We start from the raw sequence: 17,910 nt of genomic DNA, 5'->3' as shown, positions 1-17,910 counted from the left end.
CGGGCATGGCGATCTCCTCCGGCTCGGTCTCTGCCAGGAACGTAGGTTCGTTCGGGGTCGAGGGGCATCACGCTGATCGCGTGAACCGGCGGACCGTGCGATTCACGTGATGTGCGTGACGCAGGCGAGAACGGTCCCGACTTCAATGGGGGGATCGGCACGGACCGACGCCGCGGCTTCACTGGACGGCCTCGGACGTGCTGCAGGGAAGGACAGGGTCTTGGACTACGACGACCTGCTGCGTCGGCTCTCCCTCCACGACGAGCGTGTGGTGTCGGATGCGGGGGCCGGCTCCGGCGCCGCCGTTCCCACCTCGGGCGCCGGCCTCGACCCGAAGACGCTCGCCCTGGTGCGGCTCGCCGCCCTGGTGACGATTGGTGGGTCGGTGCCCTCCTACGGCGCTCACGTTGATGCGGCGGTCGATGCGGGCGCGTCGGTTGCGGAGATCGTTGAGGTGCTGCTCGGGGTCGTACCGGTTATCGGGCTTCCCCGGGTCGTCACGGCGGCACCGCAGCTCGCCCTGGCGCTGGGTCACGATGTCGAGGACGACTTCGGGTCTCTGCCGAAGGGGTGAGGCGGTTAGCCGCCGAGGAGACCGATCGAGGTGGCGCGTTCCACTGCATCGTTGCGCGAGGTGACGCCGAGCTTGCGATAGATCGAGGTGACCTCGGAGCTGACGGTGTTGCGGCTGACGAAGAGGCGTTCCCCGATCTCTGCGATCGTGAGGTGGGTCTGCAGGTACGGCAGGACCCGGAGCTCTGCGCCGGTCAGCGGGGCTGCTCCGGTCGCCTCGATCAGGGCGTTCGCCGACAATGTCTCGCGAACCGCTGCCACCTCGTCGAGGAGCGTGCCCATGGCGGGGCGGCGCAACAGGATCTCGTCGATCTCCCTCACCAGGTGGCGAGCGGCCACCTGATCGCCCCGTGCCGCGTGGGCCCTGGCCAGCTGGACCCGGGCCCGCACGGCGTAGAACGGGAGGACGAACGAGCACGAGGGCCGTCCGCGCATGCCCCGCGTCAGCTGCCGGTCCGCCTCGGCCAGGTCCCCGCGACGGATCGCGAGGCGAGCCGCCACCGCGAAGGCGAGCACGCTGACGGCATAGTCCTGGAGCCGGTGCTCGTCGATGAGGGCGAGCGCCCGCTCGACGTGCTCGGTCGCCTGGTGCCACTCCCGGTCGTCGATCGCCAGCAGCGCGAGCTCGGCCTCACTGTCGACCACGGTGTCGGTGTTGCCCACCGCCCTTCCGGTTCCGGCCCCGTCGATGAACATCGCCCGCGCTCCGTCGACGTCACCGGCGAGCAGGTGGGCGTGCCCGAGCAGCACCAGGGCGTTGTCGCGCCACGGGCTCCAGGGCGGTTCCTGGGCCACGGCGAGGGTGGCGTCGGCCATCATCTGCTCCGGTCCTGCGGGGCACATGCAGGCGCGGAGCATCGCCCGCGCGGACTCGAACGACGCCGTGCCGTCCAGGGGCACCTCGTCGTACGTCGCCGCGTCCGCGGTCGCCGCCCACCTCTCCGCCGCCGTCTGCCCGGTCAACGCGGTGGCCCAGCCGGCCAGCACCGCCAGCGGTGGATGGCCCTCGATCGCGGTGTCCCCCAGGGCCGCGAGCCATCGCAGGACCGTCGACATCTGACCGGCGTTGTAGGTCGGCAGGATCAGCTCGGTCACCAACCGGACGCTGCGGTCCACCTCGCTGGTGTTCAGCAGGTGCTCGAGCGCGAGCGCGGGTGAGCCGTTCGACTCGTACCAGTCGGCGGCGCGCAGATGCAGCTTGGTGATCGCCTCCGGCTCGACGCGTCGGAGCTCGCTGAGGAGGAATTCGCGGTACATGCCGTGGTAGCGAAACCACTCGCGGTGCCGGTCGAGCGGGACCAGGAACGAGTTGGACGACTCCAGGACCTGCAGACGCTCCTGACTGTGGACGTCACCGAGGACGGCGTCGCACAACGGTGCAGACAGCTGGTCCAGCACCGCCGTACGCCGCAGGAACCGCTGGAGCTTCTTGGGCAGCAGCATCAACGACTCGCGGTACAGGTAGTCGGCGACATAGCGGTCGGCACCCGTGACGACGCCCCGCTCGAGGTCGTGGCGGGCGATCATCGCCGCGAGATGGAGGCCGGCGGGCCAGCCCTCGGTGCGCTCGGCCAGGTCGGCCACGACCTCGGTCGACACCTCCACGTTCGCCCCGGCGAAGACCTGTTGCGCGCCGGCAACATCGAGGACCAGGTCCGCGGCTCCGAGCTCGATCGCATCACCCGACGACCGCAGCCGGGCCAGGTGGGGTTGATCGGCCCGGCTGGCCGCGACCAGCTGGGATCCGTCGGGGATGCCGGCGACCACCACGCCCAGGGCGTCCTGGCAGGCAGGTGTGCGGAGCACGTGCAGGTCGTCGAGCATGAGCACGAACGGCTCGGAGCTCGACCGGAACGCCGACGCCAGGCGGGGCGCAGCTCGTCCCAGCACGTCCACGCACAGGCCGCCCATGTCGGCGACGAGGTCCGAGCTCGCCGGCGACACCCGGGTGAAGGCCGAGGCCAGCAGCGTCAGCAGGAGCGCCGGATCGTCGTCATAGCGGTCCAGGGACACCCAGCCGACTCGTCGCTCCTCGGTCTGCGCCCACTGCGCCAGCAGGGTCGTCTTGCCGTAGCCGGCAGGGGCCGTCACCCCGACCACACGGCAGTCGCTCGCCCGCGCGGGCTCGATGATCGGAGTGCGGCTGACCGCACCCGACCGTGGTCGAGGGACCTCGAACTTGACCTCGAGCAATGCACGTTCGAGGCCGAGCGCCACTGGCACCGCCGTGCGGTCCTCCACGGTGGCGAGCCTACGAAGCGGCACCGGAAGGCGCCCTCACCCGCAGGGGGTGAGCGCGCTGGAAGTTCACGTGATCGGCGTGATGCGGCGCGCCCGCGTCCCGGGTGCGATCGGGGTCAGCCGCACCCGGGAGGCAGGAACCGTCACGACCATGTGGAGCTGCAGATGGAGCACCTGACTGACCGTCGGCGCCGATGGCTGATCACCCGCGGCCTGCTCCACGCCCTTGCTAGCACGCTGGTCATGGTCGGGCTCTTCTACCTGCTCCCGCTCGATCGGCGCTCGGAGGGTTTGGTGTACGCCGTCCTCGTCATCGGGGTCATCCTGTTGACCGTGATGACCGCGTGGCAGGTGCGCGCCATCGAGAGCTCGCCGTTCCCTGCCATCCGCGCCGTGCAGGCTCTGGCGACCGCGGCACCCCTGTTCCTGCTGCTGTTCGCCTCGACCTACGTCGCCCTGAGCGCCGAGGACGAGGCGGCCTTCACCGAGCCGCTGTCCCGCTCCGATGCGCTCTACCTCACGGTCACCATCTTCGCCACGGTCGGCTTCGGCGACATCTCCGCCCAGAGCGAGACCGCCCGGCTCGTCGTGACTACCCAGATGCTGCTCGACCTCGTGGTCCTGGGGCTCGGCATCAACGTGATCCTCGGCGCCGTGAAACGTGGCAAGGCCACCCCCGAGACGGACCCCGCGACAGAGCCCTGACCGAAGGGTTTCACGCAATGAGCGTGATTCATCAGCGGGGGACGGCGGGTTCGATGAGGGATGCCCGTCGCCCCAATAGCGCGGCGACCACACATGCGAACCAAGGAGCCCCGGCCATGACCGGACAACAGCCTGCATCGACGTACCAGACGAGGCCCCATCGGGACGAGCCGCCCAGTGCCTTCGCGACCGGCCTCATCCTCTTCGCCGGCATCTTGATGATCCTGGCAGGGGGGTTCCAGACCCTCGCCGGCGTCGTCGCCGTCTTCCAGGACGAGTTTTACGTGACCACCCGCAACTACCTGTTGCAGTTCGACGCCACCAGCTGGGGCTGGATCCACCTGCTGATCGGTCTTGTGGTGCTCTTCGCCGGCTTCGCGGTGATGTCGGGGAAGACCTGGGGACGGGTCGTCGGCATCACCTTGGCGGTGCTCAGTGCCCTGTCGAACTTCGCCTTCATCCCGTACTACCCGTTCTGGTCGCTGGCGATCATCGCGCTCGACGTCTTCATCATCTGGGCCCTGGCCGCGCACGGACGCGACGTCACCCGCTGACCGGCGAACCCCCACCTGCAGGCATGACAGGAGATCCGATGACGACTGCAACGACGTCGGCCGCGGACGCCGTCCGACGATCCAGACCGTTCGCGCTGACTCTCCTGTTCGGGGTAGCCGCCTTCACGATCGTGTTGGCCGGCGCCAGGTCCGTCGCCGACATCTTCGGGCCGGTCTTCCTGGCACTGGTCATCACGATCAGCCTGCATCCGATCCGCCTCTGGCTCGAGCGCCGGGGCCGGCTTCCGGGATGGGCGACCTCGCTCGTGATGCTGGTCGCCGCCTACGCACTGCTCGTCGTCCTCACCCTGGCCCTGATCGTCGCGGTAGCTCGGCTGGCTGACCTTCTCCCGCAGTACACCGACCAGATGCAGGATCGCGTCGAGAGCGTGGGCAACAGCCTGCGGGACCTCGGTGTCAAGCAGGAACAGATCGACGCCGCGACCGGCTCGATCGACCCGGGACAGCTCGTCGACGCCGCCATGTCGGTGCTGTCCAGCACGCTGGGAGTGTTGAGCAACCTCTTCTTCGTGTTCACCGTCTTGCTGTTCGTGGCCTTCGACACCGACTCCACCCGCCGGAGCCTCAAGGCTGTCGGCAAGCGCTTCCCCGACCCGGTGGCTGCGCTGGACAACTTCGCACGAGGGTCCCGCAACTACATGGGTGTCTCGGCGGGGTTCGGGCTCGTCGTGGCGATCATCGACGGCGTCGTCCTGCAACTGATCGGCGTCCCAGGAGCGTTCGTGTGGGCGGTGCTCGCGTTCGTCACCAACTTCATCCCCAACATCGGCTTCGTCATCGGCCTGATCCCACCCGCCTTGATCGCACTCCTCGAGGGCGGACCCGACCTGATGATCGCGGTGATCGTGGTCTACAGCGTGATCAACTTCCTGATCCAGTCGGTCATCCAACCGCGTGTGGTCGGCGACGCCGTGGGACTCTCGGCGCTCCTCACCTTCCTGTCCCTGGTGTTCTGGACCTGGGTCATCGGTCCGCTCGGCGCCCTGCTCGCCGTGCCCCTCACGCTGCTCACCAAGGCCTTGCTGGTCGAGGCCGATCCGCGCACCTGGTGGGCGCTGCCCGTCATCTCCGGCAGACCGGAGGCCGAGGTCGAGCCCGAGGTCGAACCGGAACCAGTCGAGCAACCTTCGTCGAGATGATGTCGGAGCGACTGCACCGCGTGCAGACCTGGCTTCGCACGCGGTGGCTCGGCCGGATCGTCGTCAACGGACTCGACTCCTTCCTCAGGCTCGACATGTTCGACCGGTCCATGACGATCGCCGCCCAGTTCTTCACCTCGGTGTTCCCGATCCTCATCCTGCTCGCGACCTGGGCAGCCAGCCGGGACACCCACGAGATCGCGGACGCGATGGGGATCCCCGATGAGACGCGGTCGGTGCTCGAGGACGCGATCCAGGGCTCGGGCAGCGCCAGCTTCGGCGCCGTCGGCGTCGTCATCGTGCTCGCCTCGGCGACCAGCCTGTCCCGAGCCCTGATCCGCGCGTACATGGCGATCTGGGCAGCTCCGAAGCCCAAGAGCGGGTTGGGTTCGGCGTGGCGGTGGCTGGCCGCCGTCCTGGTGCTCACCCTCGCCCTCGTCGCCGTGCGCGCTGCGAGCGAGCCGTTCGACATCCACCCGCTCCGAGAGGCGCTCCCCCTGATCGCGACCGTGACCCTCAACCTCGCCGTCGCGCTGTTCGTCCCGTGGGTGCTGCTGGCCGGCGAGGTTCGTCCGCGGATGCTGGCGCCCGGGGCCGTGCTCTTTGCCTTGCTGATGCTCACCGTCCGCCCGGCAACCGCTGCCTGGCTGCCGAACGCGCTCGAGGTCAGCGCGGACCGCTACGGCCCGATCGGGGTCGCCTTCACCTACCTGGCCTGTCTCTACACCGCTTCTCTCTGCTTCCTGGCAACAGCCGTCCTCGGTCAGGTGATCGCCACGGACGAGGGCACGTTCGGCCAGTGGATCCGGCGTACGAGGGCCACGAAGACCGAGGACGGAATCGCGCACTCTGCGTGATGTCTCCGGCCGCCACGAGGCGAAAGGTAGGACCTGGCGTCGAACACGTCGCCGCCCCCGCCTTCACCAGGAGAAACCATGTCGGAGACCACGTCAGAAACCCCCATCGTCGACCTGCTGGCCAGCATGACCGCGGACTCGCTAGACGCTTCCAGCCTCGACGAGCAGGCGCTGATGCTCGTCCGGCTCGCCGCTCTGGTGGCGAGCGGTGCACCGTCGGCGTCCTACGCGCTGAACCTGGCCGCGGCCGGAGAGGCCGGCCTGGATGCCGAGGACGTGCGCGGCGTCCTCGCCGCCATCGCACCCATCGTCGGGACCTCGCGGGTCGTCGCGGCCACCGGTCGCATCGTGCTCGCGCTCGGTGTCGCCATCGAGGTGATCGCGGAGGAGCTGGAAGACGAGGCCTGAGAACGAACGACGACGGCCCGTGCACCCCAGACGGGCGCGCGGGCCGTTCGCTGCGTCAACCTGTCAACGGTCTGCCTGGTCGGTCTCGTGCATGGTCGGTTCACCGTGATCGCGGATCACCTCGTCGACCGTCGGGAAGATGGCGGGCTCTCCGTGGTCGCTGGCGCGTCGCAACACGTCTCTGACCTGGCCGACCTCTTGGGCCAGGACGAGATCGACACCCTGACGGGCCAGATCTGCCTTGAGCTGGACCAACATGTCGACGGCGGACACGTCGATCGCCGGCGACGTCCGCCCGTCGACGACCACGAGCGTGGTTGTCCCGTCCACCAGCGCCCGGATCTGGTCCTGCACGTAGTCGGCGTTTGCGAAGCACAGCGATGCCTCGACCCGGACCACGACGACGCCGTCCGGCCCTGCGAGCTCCGGGCGACCACGCGCGTCGACCCAGTTGTCCCCCTCCCCTGGCAGCCTCCGCAGCTGCGTCACGTGAGGACGGGAGGTCCGGGCCAGGAGGAGGACCAACGAGACGAAGATCCCGATGATCAGCCCTGGCAAGGTCTCGAAGAGCAGCACTCCGAACATGGCGGCCAACGCGGCCACGAAGTCGGCGCGGCTGGCGTAGCGATAGATGCGTGCCAGCCGCCCGGTCTGGACTCGGTACAGACGTCGCAGCGAGGCGAGGTCGATGAGCTCGATGACCGCGATGATCACGACAGCCGCGAGGGTCGGCTCGGGGAGCTTCTCGAAGAGACCGGTCAGGAACAACAGCGTCACCACAGTCAGCGCAGACACCGTGAGCGTCGACAGCTGCGACTTCGCCCCGGCGCCGCCGTTCACGGCCGTCTTGGAGAGGCTGCCGTTCACCACCATCCCCGAGCACAGTCCCGACCCGAGGTTGGCGGCACCGAGTCCGATCAACTCTCGGTCGCTGTCGATGTGGTAGCCACTCTTGGCGGCGTACTCCTTGGACGCAGCCAGTCCTTCGGCGAAACCGACCAGCATCACGCCGACGGCCAGACCCAGCAGCTCGAGGAACTGGTTGCCGGTCATGTCAGGGATCCCGAGGCTTGGCAGCCCCGACTCGATCTCCCCCACGACAGCGACCCCGTGCTCGGCCAGGTCGAACACGTAGACGGCCAGCACCCCGAGGCCGACCACGACCAACGACCCGGGTACCAGGGGCATCCAGCGCTTCAGCACCACGAGGACGACCAGGCTGGCCAACCCGACCGCCAGCGTGATCCCACTGGTGTCACCTAGGTGCGTCACCAGGTGCCAGAGCTGCTCGAAGAAGTTGCCGCCGCCCTTCTCGACGCCGAACAGCTTGGGCAGCTGTCCGATCATGATCGTCAGGGCGAGGCCGATGATGAAGCCCTTCAGCACCGGCCCGGAGATGAACGAGGCGAGGAACCCCAGCTTCAGGAAACCTGCCCCCAGTGCCAGCGCTCCCACCGCCAGGGCGAGGCCGGCCGAGAGCGCAATGTAGTCGTCGCTACCACCGGCGGCGACGGTTGCCACCGCGCCTGCCGAGAGCGCGGCGGTCGCCGACATCGGCGCCACGACCAGGTGGCGGGAGCTCCCGAACAGCGCGTACAGCGCGAGCGCCGGGACCGCGGCGTACAGGCCGACGACCGGTGGAAGTCCAGCGATCGTCGCGTAGGCGAGCGACTCCGGGATCAGGACTGCCCAGACCGTGAGGCCGGCGACGATGTCACCTCGCACCCAGCCGCGTTGGTAGCCGGCGAACGACGTGAGGACGGGCCAGCTCACTGGCGGGCCATCGCGATGCGGAACCGTTCCTCGGGCGAGATGAAGTGATCGTGGTCGTCGCCCTCGAGGTCGATCTGGACCCAATGGATCTTGCCGGTGAACTTGCTGGTCGCCGCCGTGTAGTCAGCGGTGACGGTGGTCCCGGACTCGTAGCCGATGTCCGTCGTCTCGTCGGCAGAGAAGACGATCGCCTGGGTGCCGTCGACCCGCCCTGTGCCGACGGACGTGCCGTCGTAGTACAAGGTGACCTCTCCGCCCTTGCCGATCCCGCCTCCGTCGTACTTGAACTCCATGCGAACCTGTTGGGCCCCCGACGGAATCGGCGAATCGGCGACAGCGGTGAACTCCTGGATGCCGAGCAGGTTGTACGAGAACCTCAGCACGCCGTTCTTGACATGCATGCCCCAACCGCCGAACCGGCCGCCCTGCGCGATGATCACGCCCTCGGCGCCACCCTCGGGGACATCGAGGTTCGCTGTGACCGAGAAGGACTTGTTCTTGATGCTGACCACGCTGTTCTCGGACAGCCGGCCCATCCCGGCGAAGAGCAGCTGCGTGTTGCCTTGGATGAGGGTGGGCCGACCCGCGATGTCAGGGTTGCCGCGCTCGATGAGGCGGTCGTCGATGGGCAGCACGTTGTACTTGGTGGCCTCGATCAGCCAGAGCCGTTGCAGCTTGGCGAGCCGCTCAGGGTCGTCGGCGGCCAGGTCGCGGGCCTGGCTGTAGTCGACGCTGCCGTCGTAGAGCTCCCAGACGTCGTCGTCCAGTGCCACCAGCTCGCCGCCGACCATCACCCACGGGGTGCGGTGCTTGGTCACCGCGCTCCAGCCCTTGTGGTAGATCCCGCGGTTGCCGCACATCTCGAAGTACTGCAGGTCGTGACGCTCGGGCGACTCAGCCTCGTTGAAGCTGTACAACATGCTCGTGCCCTCCATCGGCGACTGCATCACGCCGTTGACCATGGTGGGCTCCGGCAGCCCCGCTGCTTCGAGGACAGTGGGCGCGACGTCGATGACGTGGGCGAACTGCGACCTCAGTCCGCCCTTCTCCTCGATCCCGGTCGGCCAGTGCACGATGGTGCCGTTGCGGGTGCCGCCCCAGTGCGACGCGACCTGCTTGGTCCACTGGAACGGGGTGTTCATGGCCCACGCCCAACCGACCGAGTAGTGGTTGTACGACGACGGCGAGCCGAACTCCTCCATCTTGGACAGCATGAACTCGGGGGTCTCGAGGTCGGCCATCCCGTTGAAGTTCGCCATCTCGTTGAACGCGCCGTTCATCGTGCCCTCGGCCGAGGCACCGTTGTCACCGATGATGTAGTAGATCAGCGTGTCGTCGAGGACCTCCAGGTCCTCCAACGCGTCGATGATCCGCCCGACGTGGTGGTCGGTGTGCTCGAGGAAGCCGGCGTAGACCTCCATCTCACGTGCCAGCACCGGCTTCATCTCGTCGGGCATGTCCTCCCACGCCGTGATCTCGTCGTGGCGGGCCGGCAGCTCGGCCTCGGCGGGGATGATCCCCAGCTCCTTCTGCTTGGCGAAGGTCCGCTCACGCTGAGCGTCCCAGCCGTCGTCGAACATCCCGGCGTACTTGTCGGCCCACTCCTTGGGCACGTGGTGCGGGGCGTGGGTCGCACCCGGTGCGAAGTAGACGAAGAACGGCTTGTCGGGCATCAGCGCCTTCTGCTGCCGTACCCAGTTCACCGCGTGGTCGGCCAGGTCCTCGGTCAGGTGGTAGCCCTCCTCGGGGGTCGCCGGCGGCTCGACCGGCGTGGTGCCCTCGTAGAGCGCGGGGTCCCACTGGTTGTTCTCACCTCCGATGAAGCCGTAGAAGGTCTCGAACCCACCGCCACCCGAGGGCCAGGCGTCGAAGGGACCCATCGGGGAGGTCTGCCACACCGGCACCTCGTGGCACTTGCCGAACTGGGCGGTCGAGTAGCCGTTGAGCTTCAGCGTCGTCGCGAGTGGAGCTTTCGTGTTCGGCCGCAGCGAGTTCTGCCCAGGCGCCGAGGTCGCCGTCTCGGTGATGCTGCCCATGCCGACCGAGTGGTGGTTGCGACCGGTCAGCAGCGCCTGCCGCGTCGGGGCGCAGAGCGCGGTCGTGTGGAAGCGGTTGTAGCGCAGACCGCCCGCCGCCAACCGTTCGGCGTTCGGCGTGTGACACGGCCCGCCGAACGCGCTGCTGGCGCCGAAGCCGACGTCGTCGATCAAGACGACCAGGACGTTCGGTGCACCCTTCGGCGGGAGCAGCGGCTCGATCGGAGGGTACGCCGTGTCGGGGTCCTTCGCGTCGTACGTGGTCAAGCCCGGCGCCGGACGGTCCGGGATCGGCAGCATCGAACGGGCGTGGCGGTCGGGTGAACTGGTCATCAGGAGATCTCCGTTCCGTGCCTGGCTTGCGGTCACCAGCAATCGTGGACGTGACCGGCGCGAAGAACGTCACGCAGGCTGCGTGAACTTCTCGGCTCCGCGCCGGACCATCGACACCGCTCACGAGGCGTTGGCGGACGGGGTCTCCGGCGAACCCTGCTCATGGGCGAGGCGGCGCGAGCGGATGATCGCTCCTCGAACGTTCTCGGCCTCGGCCTGTGACAGCCGCACGTACCGGCGTCCCAGCGGACCTGCCGTCACCCCGTGCAGCACGACGCTCAACATCACTGTGAGAGCCACGGTGGCGACGGCCCGCTCCACCAGCGCTCCCTCGCCCAGCTCCTCGACGGCCAGGAGGGCGAACACGATCGAGGCGAGACCGCGTGGACCGAACCAGCCCATGAAGACGATGGTCCGGCTGGTCAGCCCGGTCCCCAGGAGCGCGAGCGCGACCGGCAGCATGCGCACGACCGTGAGGCTCAGCACCGCGTAGACGGTCGTCTCGAGGTCGAGGTTGTCGAGGACCACCGGGACCAGTGCCGCACCGAAGATGAACCAGACCACCAGCGCCATGACCTCGCCGAGGAGCTCGGGCAGCTCGGTTGCGACATGGACCGGTGTGACCTCGCGCTGGAGCGTGGCGCCGAAGCTGATGCCGGCGACGAACGCCGCGATGAAGCCGTTGCCGTCGAGCGACACCGCCAGGGCGAAGCTGCAGAAGGCGGCAGCGAGGGTGGCGATGCGGCGCCCGCCGTTCTCCACCCATCCGCGCCGCGCCGCCAGGTTGATCAGGAGGGTGCTCACGACCCCGACCACCAGGCCGACCAGCAGGCCGATGACCAGCTGCTGCAGCGCTCCCCCGGACTCGCCGTTCCCAGCAGCACCCATCTCCGTTGCCACCGCGGCCAGGGCGAGGCCGACAACGGGCGTGGCGATCCCGTCGTTGAGACCGCTCTCCACGTTCAGCGCGCGTCGCAGCCGGATCGGGACCTTCTCGTCGTTGATGACCTGGGCGCTCAGCGCGGCGTCGGTGGGGGCCAGGGTGGCGGCGACGAACAGGGCGAGCGCCCACGAGTAGCCATCGAGGAACCACGCGGCCAGCACCGTGCCCATCGCGATCGACAGAGGAAGCCCGATGGCCAACAGGCGGGTGGGGACTCCGAGGTCCTGTCGCAGGGTGGCCACGTTGACCCGCGCCGCGTCCGAGAACAGGAGGAGGGCCAGCGTCAGTTCCGTGATCAGGTGCAGTGCGGGCGTCTCGACGCTGAGCTGCAGCACGCCCCAGTCGGGGTTGGCCAGGAGGAAGCCGGCAACGGTGAAGACCAGCGGACTCGTGAGGTTCGCCCGGGTCAACAGGTCCGACACCACGGCCCAGCCGAGCACGAGAAGGGTCAGCACCGCGAAGGTGGTCTCCGACATGCACCTCACCTCGCCGAGCCCGGCGGCCGCGCCGACCGCTGGCCGCTCCTCCTGGACCATCGCCCCGACGCTCCCTCGTCGCCTCACCCAGGCTGCGTGATCTTGCGGGGACCGCTGGTCGATTCACTCGATCTGCGCGATGCGACCGCCCGTGCCGCCCCGTTGAATCGGACCGGAGGTGGGTCATGGAGGATCTGGAGGCCGCACCCGGCGATCGCTCCGTCTTCAGCTGGGTCCCCCAGGTCGGGATCGGCGCGTGGAGCTTCGTCGGGTTCGTGGTGGCGACGACGATCGTGGTGTGCGCGATGGCCGCGGTGAGCGAGATCGTGCTCCCGCTGACGTTCGCGGCCGTGCTGGCGGTGGTCTTCAAGCCGATGGCGCGTCGTCTCGAGCGCTACGGCTTCAACCCGGTCTTCGCCGCCGGCGTGATCGTGCTCGGCCTGCTAGCGCTGACGGCCGGCGTGGTCGTCGCGACTGTTCGCGGCATCGTGCAGCAGACGGCCGAGATCGGCGCGTCGGTGGACGACGCCGCGGCGAACGCGGCCGCCGCCTTCGAGATCGACGAGGCGATGGTCGAACACGCCCGCCAGGCTGTGGAGGAGATGGCACCCCTCGCGACCGGTGGGTTCGTCACCGAGATCCTGTCCGGCGTCAGCACGGGGGTCGGCCTGGCCAGCGGGCTGATCCTCGGCGCGCTGATCATGTACTACCTGCTCAAGGACGGCTCGCAGCTCCGGCGTTCCGTCATCGCCCGACTCGACCCGGTGATCAGGGAAGAGGCCGACGGCTTCGTCGGCTACAGCTGCCGGACCCTCCGTGACTATGGGCGTGGTCGCACCGCGCTGTCCGCGGTCGTGGCTGTGGTCATCGGCGTCGCAGCTTTCCTGCTCGGGCTTCCGCTCGTGTTCACCATCGCCGTGGCCAACTTCATCGGCGGCTACATTCCGTACGTCGGCGCCTTCCTCGGCGGTGGACTGGCCGTGATCGTCGCGCTCGGTGACGGAGGGCTCGACGTGGCCGCCGTGATGCTCGTGCTCGTACTGGCAGCCAACCTGATGCTGGAGAACTTCGTGGAGCCGAAGGTCATGGGTCGCACCCTCGACATCCACCCGCTCGTCGTCCTGGTCGTCACCGCTCTGGGTGGTCTCGTCGGCGGCATCGTCGGCCTCATCCTGGCGGTGCCCTTCACCGTGATCGCCGCGGACGGCATCTCACGGCTCCGCTCCAGGGGGACCCTGGACAAGGTCGCCGACGCCGCCCAGCCGACCTTGAAGCGGATGCTCGACTGACGGTGGATCTAGGCCTTCCCGTTCAATGAGCACCGGAGGAGCTACCGGTACGGCTCCAGCAAGCGTTCCGTGTCACTCGCCTGGGCGGCCACCTCGAGGATGGCCCCGCCAGCTCGCAGACGGATCAGGGTTGGCTTGTCGCCGAGGTGTTTGACTTCGCCGGGTAGACCATGCCGCTTCTCTTCGAGATCGTCAGCGGGTATCAGCTCATTGCGCAGCAGGAAGGGTGCCTTGGTCCACACCAGGACGTCTCGCACCCAGTGGCCGTAGCCGCGGCGCCATTTCGGCGCGAAGCCGTCCAGGTCTCCGTCGGCGAGGCGAATGGCCCCCTTGAAAGCGCCGGGACGCTTCTTGACCCAGCGCTCACGCGCCAACACGAAGGCGAGGAACACCAGGAGGACGGCCAGATCTACCCCGAGCAGCGCCAGGAGCGCGATCAGCATGGCTCGTCCGACGAGTTCACAGGTACTTGACGACTGGGCCGCCGATGCCCTGGCTCGGATGAGTTCGCCATCTGTACCTCCGGCTCCTGGAAGCTGCTCTGGATCTACTGCTCACAAGATTGCTGATGACTGCCGGTTGTGACGTCACGCAGGGTGCGTGAACCTCACAGGGGCACCGGTAGTCGCGATGGGCGGTCGCCCACCCGCGGTGCCCGAAGCACTGGCACCGCGATCACCTCCGTATCGCGCAACTCCACAACCACCGGCTCCCAACGCAGGCGCCGGTTCTGGCGGGCGCTACTGCAGGGCAGCGGTCAGCCGCATCACGTTGTCCCAGTACGACGCCTTGCGGGGGCGGGCCAGCCAGTCCTCGAGGAGCAACTCCCGGGAGATCGCCCGGTAGTGGTCCTCCACCTTGCGCATCTCGGTGACGACCTCGGGTCCGAGGAGCATGACGGATACCTCGTAGTTCAGGCCGAAGGAGCGCATGTCCATGTTGCTCGATCCCAGCACCGCGACGTCGTCGTCGACGCTGAAGCACTTCGTGTGCAGGATCGCCGGCGCCGGGTACATGTAGATCCGCACGCCGGCGCGCAGCAGTGCCTCGTAGTAGGAGCACTGGGCGTGGTAGACCATGAACTGGTCCCCAGCCTCGCTCACGAACAACTCGACGTCGACGCCGCGCTGCGCCGCCGTGGTGATGGCGTAGAGGAGTGACTCGTCCGGCACGAAGTACGGGCTGGTGATCGACAGCCGGCTCTGTGCCGAGTACAGCAGGGTCGTGAACGCACGCAAGTTGTTCTCGGTCGAGAAGCCCGGGCCGCTGGGGATCACCTGCCCCTCGATCTCACCGGCCGGTACGGGTGCCGTGACGAGCTCGTCAACCAGCTTGACCTCTGTCTCGCTGTACCAGTCGGTGCAGAAGAGCAGGTTGAGGGCGCTCACCGTCGGACCCTCGATGCGGGCCACCAGCTCCACCCACTCTCGGCCGAGCTTGTGGTTCGCTGGTTTGTTGTAGCCGGGCTCGATCAGGTTCTGCGAACCGGCGAACGCGACCATCCCGTCGATCACCAGGATCTTGCGGTGGTTGCGCAGGTCGATGCGGCGCTTGAACGGCGCGACCGGCAGCATCGGGTGCCACTCGATGCCGGACGCGTCCAGCTTGGCGGTGAACTCCTTGTACCCGGGGATGCCCTTGGAGCCGAGATGGTCGAAGAGCAGGCGGACCGTCACGCCGCGCTCGACGGCCCGCGCCAGCGCCTCGTAGAACGGCCCGGTGACGTCGTCCCAGGCGGTGATGTAGAACTCGACGTGCACCCAGTTGGTGGCCTTGTCGATCTCCGCGGTCATCGCAGCGATCGACTCGCGGTAGACCGAAAACAGGTCGACCCGGTTGCCGGGCATCGCCGGCTGCGCCCCCAGGTTGCGGTTCAGGGTGGCCACCGACCGCACGTACGCCGGTCCGGGGAAGTCCTCCTCCATGGTGGGTACGTCGGCCGTCCGCTCCGCCACGAGCTCGTTGACCTCAGCCTGCTGCTCGTTGCGGCGGCGCCCGATCTTGGTCCGCCCCAGGACGAGGAAGATCACCCACCCGACGACGGGCAGGACCAGGATCAGGAGCAACCAGGCCATGCCGCTGGACGGCCGCCGGTTCTTCGGCACCACTCCCAGCGCAACGATCTTCAACACCAGGTCGAGCAGGTACGCGGCAGCTGCGATCCAGGGAGCCATGACCGGAAGTCTGGTGTCGGCGCGACCCCGCGTCCTCACGCAACGTGCGTGAAGACGGAGGAGTCACGGCAGACCTACGCTGCCGAGACACCATCCGCGAAGGGACGACCATGGGCATCTTGCGAAACCGGGGAAACGACGACGACAACGACCTTCGCCGCTTCCAGATGAGGGAGAAGCTGTTCTCCATCGGCGACGACTACTGGATCGAGGACGACCAGGGCAACCGTGCGTTCCGCGTCAACGGGAAGGCGCTGCGGGCGCGCAGCACCTTCAAGCTCGAGGACACCTCCGGCCAGGAGGTGGCGAGCATCCAGGAGCGCAAGCTCAGCGTCCGCGACAAGATCGCGATCGAGCGGGACGGACGCTCGGTCGCGACCATCCACAAGGCCCTCGTGGGCATCCGCGACCGGTTCGCGATCGACGTCGACGACGGAGCCGACCTGAAGGTGCGCGGCAACGTCGTCGACCACGAGTACGAGATCGAGCGCAACGGAGACAGGGTCGCCCAGATCTCGAAGCGGTGGTTCCGGGTCCGAGACACCTACGGCGTCGAGGTCGAGCCAGGCGAGGACGTGGGCCTCGTGCTGGCGGTGACCGTCGCGCTGGAATCGATGACCGAGGACTAGGCGCGCGCGCCGTACGCGACGAAGCCGGAGATCATCGGCGGCGAGGCGCTCCGCATGATCACGCCTTGTCGTCCGACGAAGTTGTCGTCCGACGAAGCATCGTCGGAGGCGTCCTTGGCTGCGGCCTTGATCTCGTCGGCCGCCACGTCGTCGACGGCGCTCTGGACGATCGCGCCCGCCTGCGCGAGAGCCTCACGGATCCTCACCGCTCCGGGATCGGAGACCAGCGCAACGATGCCCGAGTGGCCGACGGCGATGGCGTCCCCCAGCTCAGTGGCGAGCTCCTTGCGGTGGTGCCGCTCGCGCAGCTTGCCGATACCGGCGCCGGCAGCACCCACGGCCGCCGTACTCCCCAGGACGGAGGGCGGGAAGATGACGCCGAGCGCGATGCCGCCGACGACGCCCCACCGGAGGCCGGACCGGGTGCTGTGGTCGGTGGCCTTCTGAACCTCGACCTTGCCGTCGTCACCTCTCTTGTCCACGACGACACCCTCGATGTCGACGGTCTGCCCGCTCTCGACGGCCTTGAGGTCCTCGTACCCTCGTACGCCTGCCATGCGGACTCGGTGTCCGCGAAGTCCGCGACGAGGAGCGTGTACGCACCGTCCGTGACCCCTGCGACCACGTCGTCGTCGGAGGTGCTGGTGTTCTGGTTGTCCGATATTTGCCTGGCTCCCTGCCTGGTTCCGAGGCGACCCGGTCGGGTCTCCTTCAACGACGATCGCAACCGCACCTGACCTCCGAATCACGCAGTGTGCGTGAAGACCCATGGTTGTCGTCCGAGCAGGCTGTCGGGCATGAACCGCACACGACTTCTCTGGGGCCTGCCCGCTGGAACGCTCCTGCTGGCGGCGACGCTGACCGGCTGCGGCGAGGACGATCCCGCCGTCTGCTCCTCCGTCGACGCACTCAGGTCGTCGGTCGCGGACATGACGGACCTCGACATCGACCAGGACACGCTGACGACCCTGCAGGACGACGTCAGCGAGGTGCAGGCGGATCTGAAGCAAGTTAGGAGTGACGCCAAGGACGAGTACGCGACTGAGATCGAGGCGGTCGACCAGGCCGCAACGTCTGTCACCACCACCCTCGAGACCGCAACCGCCACACCGTCCCCCGCGGCCGTCGTCGACGTCGGGACCGCAGTTCAGGCACTCGGTACCGCCCTGAAAGACCTCAACGACGCCGTCGAGAGCACGTGCTGACCAGGATCCGTCCGGCTGGGTCGGCGGCTCTCCATTCAGCAGGGCTGAGGCGGCACGGGGAAGTCTGCTTCTCGGCGCGGACGTCTGCGTGTTGCTCGTCGCACGCGGCGGGACGTCCGACCGACCCTCCGGCGGCGACACGCACGCCGTCGACCATCCCCGGGTGTGACGCTCCCCAGCCCGACGCGGTCGCTTGACCGTCCCGAGACGTCGGCTGACGGCCCGGAGCCGACCTCTGATGTGAGCGTGGCGCCGACTCCGACGCGAGATCTGCGAACTGCCGCCCCCGCACCTACGGAGCAGCCCACCCCGAAGCCCTCCCGTGAGCCCAAGCCGACTCCTGCACCCACGGCCACGTGAAGTGGCCCCGGCTTCTCGGCGGACTGGTCGACGACCGTCAGCTGCCAGCGATAGGGCCCGGCCGCTCGCGCCTCAGGAGCGCCGGCCGCCTGCTTCTGCTCGAGTGCCAAGCCCAACTCCGGCGACCCGAGAATGAGACCCGGAACCCGCGCCACGCTGCGGCCCTCCGCGTTTCCCGCGTTCAGGGGGCCCCC

General features: G+C 68.3%; 16 protein-coding genes. 9 read left to right on the top strand and 7 right to left on the bottom strand.

Going from position 1 to position 17,910, the window contains the following annotated elements; translation table 11 throughout:
• The first annotated feature begins 220 nt into the window (after window positions 1–220).
• Window positions 221–574 (top strand): carboxymuconolactone decarboxylase family protein, encoded by a 354-nt coding sequence (locus MUB56_RS15810; RefSeq protein ID WP_244927968.1) that lies wholly within the window; start codon window positions 221–223, stop codon window positions 572–574.
• A gap of 5 nt (window positions 575–579) precedes the next feature.
• On the opposite strand, the gene MUB56_RS15805 is transcribed toward MUB56_RS15810, so the two are convergent.
• Window positions 580–2,814: a LuxR C-terminal-related transcriptional regulator gene (locus tag MUB56_RS15805; RefSeq protein WP_244927967.1), complete on the bottom strand. Its 2,235-nt coding sequence runs from the start codon at window positions 2,812–2,814 to the stop codon at window positions 580–582.
• Between the two features lie 165 nt (window positions 2,815–2,979).
• Between MUB56_RS15805 and MUB56_RS15800 the strand changes: the two genes are divergently transcribed.
• From MUB56_RS15800 to MUB56_RS15780, 5 genes are all read left to right on the top strand, one after another.
• Window positions 2,980–3,519 carry a potassium channel family protein gene (locus tag MUB56_RS15800; RefSeq protein WP_244927966.1) on the top strand — a complete coding sequence of 180 codons (540 nt, stop codon included), beginning with the start codon at window positions 2,980–2,982 and terminating at the stop codon, window positions 3,517–3,519.
• A gap of 116 nt (window positions 3,520–3,635) precedes the next feature.
• Window positions 3,636–4,073, top strand: coding sequence for a hypothetical protein (locus tag MUB56_RS15795; protein WP_244927965.1), 438 nt, complete (start codon window positions 3,636–3,638; stop codon window positions 4,071–4,073).
• A 38-nt stretch (window positions 4,074–4,111) separates the two neighbouring features.
• Entirely contained in the window at window positions 4,112–5,233 is a 1,122-nt protein-coding gene (locus tag MUB56_RS15790) for an AI-2E family transporter (protein ID WP_244927964.1), read from the top strand.
• On the top strand, window positions 5,230–6,090 hold the full coding sequence (locus tag MUB56_RS15785) for a YhjD/YihY/BrkB family envelope integrity protein (protein ID WP_244927963.1): 861 nt from the start codon (window positions 5,230–5,232) through the stop codon (window positions 6,088–6,090). The genes MUB56_RS15790 and MUB56_RS15785 overlap by 4 nt, the downstream gene beginning before the upstream one ends.
• A 78-nt stretch (window positions 6,091–6,168) precedes the next feature.
• Complete coding sequence (locus tag MUB56_RS15780; protein WP_244927962.1) at window positions 6,169–6,498, top strand: carboxymuconolactone decarboxylase family protein; 330 nt, start codon at window positions 6,169–6,171, stop codon at window positions 6,496–6,498.
• A gap of 63 nt (window positions 6,499–6,561) precedes the next feature.
• Here MUB56_RS15780 and MUB56_RS15775 read toward each other — a convergent pair whose 3' ends face one another.
• From MUB56_RS15775 to MUB56_RS15765, 3 genes are all read right to left on the bottom strand, one after another.
• A complete protein-coding gene (locus MUB56_RS15775; RefSeq protein ID WP_244927961.1) occupies window positions 6,562–8,271 on the bottom strand; it encodes a SulP family inorganic anion transporter in 1,710 nt (569 codons plus the stop codon).
• Window positions 8,268–10,640 (bottom strand): arylsulfatase, encoded by a 2,373-nt coding sequence (locus MUB56_RS15770; RefSeq protein ID WP_280637291.1) that lies wholly within the window; start codon window positions 10,638–10,640, stop codon window positions 8,268–8,270. The genes MUB56_RS15775 and MUB56_RS15770 overlap by 4 nt, the downstream gene beginning before the upstream one ends.
• 120 nt (window positions 10,641–10,760) lie before the next feature.
• Window positions 10,761–12,059: a cation:proton antiporter gene (locus MUB56_RS15765; protein WP_244927960.1), complete on the bottom strand. Its 1,299-nt coding sequence runs from the start codon at window positions 12,057–12,059 to the stop codon at window positions 10,761–10,763.
• Between the two features lie 185 nt (window positions 12,060–12,244).
• On the opposite strand from MUB56_RS15765, the gene MUB56_RS15760 reads away from it, so the two are divergent.
• Window positions 12,245–13,348 carry an AI-2E family transporter gene (locus MUB56_RS15760; protein WP_244927959.1) on the top strand — a complete coding sequence of 368 codons (1,104 nt, stop codon included), beginning with the start codon at window positions 12,245–12,247 and terminating at the stop codon, window positions 13,346–13,348.
• A gap of 41 nt (window positions 13,349–13,389) precedes the next feature.
• Here the strand turns inward: MUB56_RS15760 and MUB56_RS15755 are convergent, their stop codons facing one another.
• Both MUB56_RS15755 and cls read right to left on the bottom strand, forming a co-directional pair.
• Window positions 13,390–13,791, bottom strand: coding sequence for a DUF2550 family protein (locus MUB56_RS15755; RefSeq protein ID WP_244927958.1), 402 nt, complete (start codon window positions 13,789–13,791; stop codon window positions 13,390–13,392).
• A gap of 297 nt (window positions 13,792–14,088) precedes the next feature.
• Window positions 14,089–15,522, bottom strand: coding sequence for a cardiolipin synthase (gene cls / locus MUB56_RS15750; RefSeq protein WP_244927957.1), 1,434 nt, complete (start codon window positions 15,520–15,522; stop codon window positions 14,089–14,091).
• A 110-nt stretch (window positions 15,523–15,632) separates the two neighbouring features.
• Here cls and MUB56_RS15745 point away from each other — a divergent pair, with 110 nt between their 5' ends.
• On the top strand, window positions 15,633–16,151 hold the full coding sequence (locus MUB56_RS15745; protein WP_244927956.1) for an LURP-one-related family protein: 519 nt from the start codon (window positions 15,633–15,635) through the stop codon (window positions 16,149–16,151).
• Here MUB56_RS15745 and MUB56_RS15740 read toward each other — a convergent pair.
• A complete protein-coding gene (locus tag MUB56_RS15740) occupies window positions 16,148–16,708 on the bottom strand; it encodes a DUF1269 domain-containing protein (RefSeq protein ID WP_244927955.1) in 561 nt (186 codons plus the stop codon). The genes MUB56_RS15745 and MUB56_RS15740 overlap by 4 nt on opposite strands.
• A 240-nt stretch (window positions 16,709–16,948) precedes the next feature.
• Here MUB56_RS15740 and MUB56_RS15735 point away from each other — a divergent pair, with 240 nt between their 5' ends.
• Window positions 16,949–17,356: a hypothetical protein gene (locus MUB56_RS15735; protein WP_244927954.1), complete on the top strand. Its 408-nt coding sequence runs from the start codon at window positions 16,949–16,951 to the stop codon at window positions 17,354–17,356.
• Window positions 17,357–17,910: the final 554 nt, after the last annotated feature.

This window comes from Nocardioides sp. W7, assembly GCF_022919075.1.
GTDB lineage: Bacteria > Actinomycetota > Actinomycetes > Propionibacteriales > Nocardioidaceae > Nocardioides.
The sequence above is the reverse complement of the archived record's forward strand: the minus strand, read 5'-3'. Positions and strand labels throughout refer to the sequence as shown.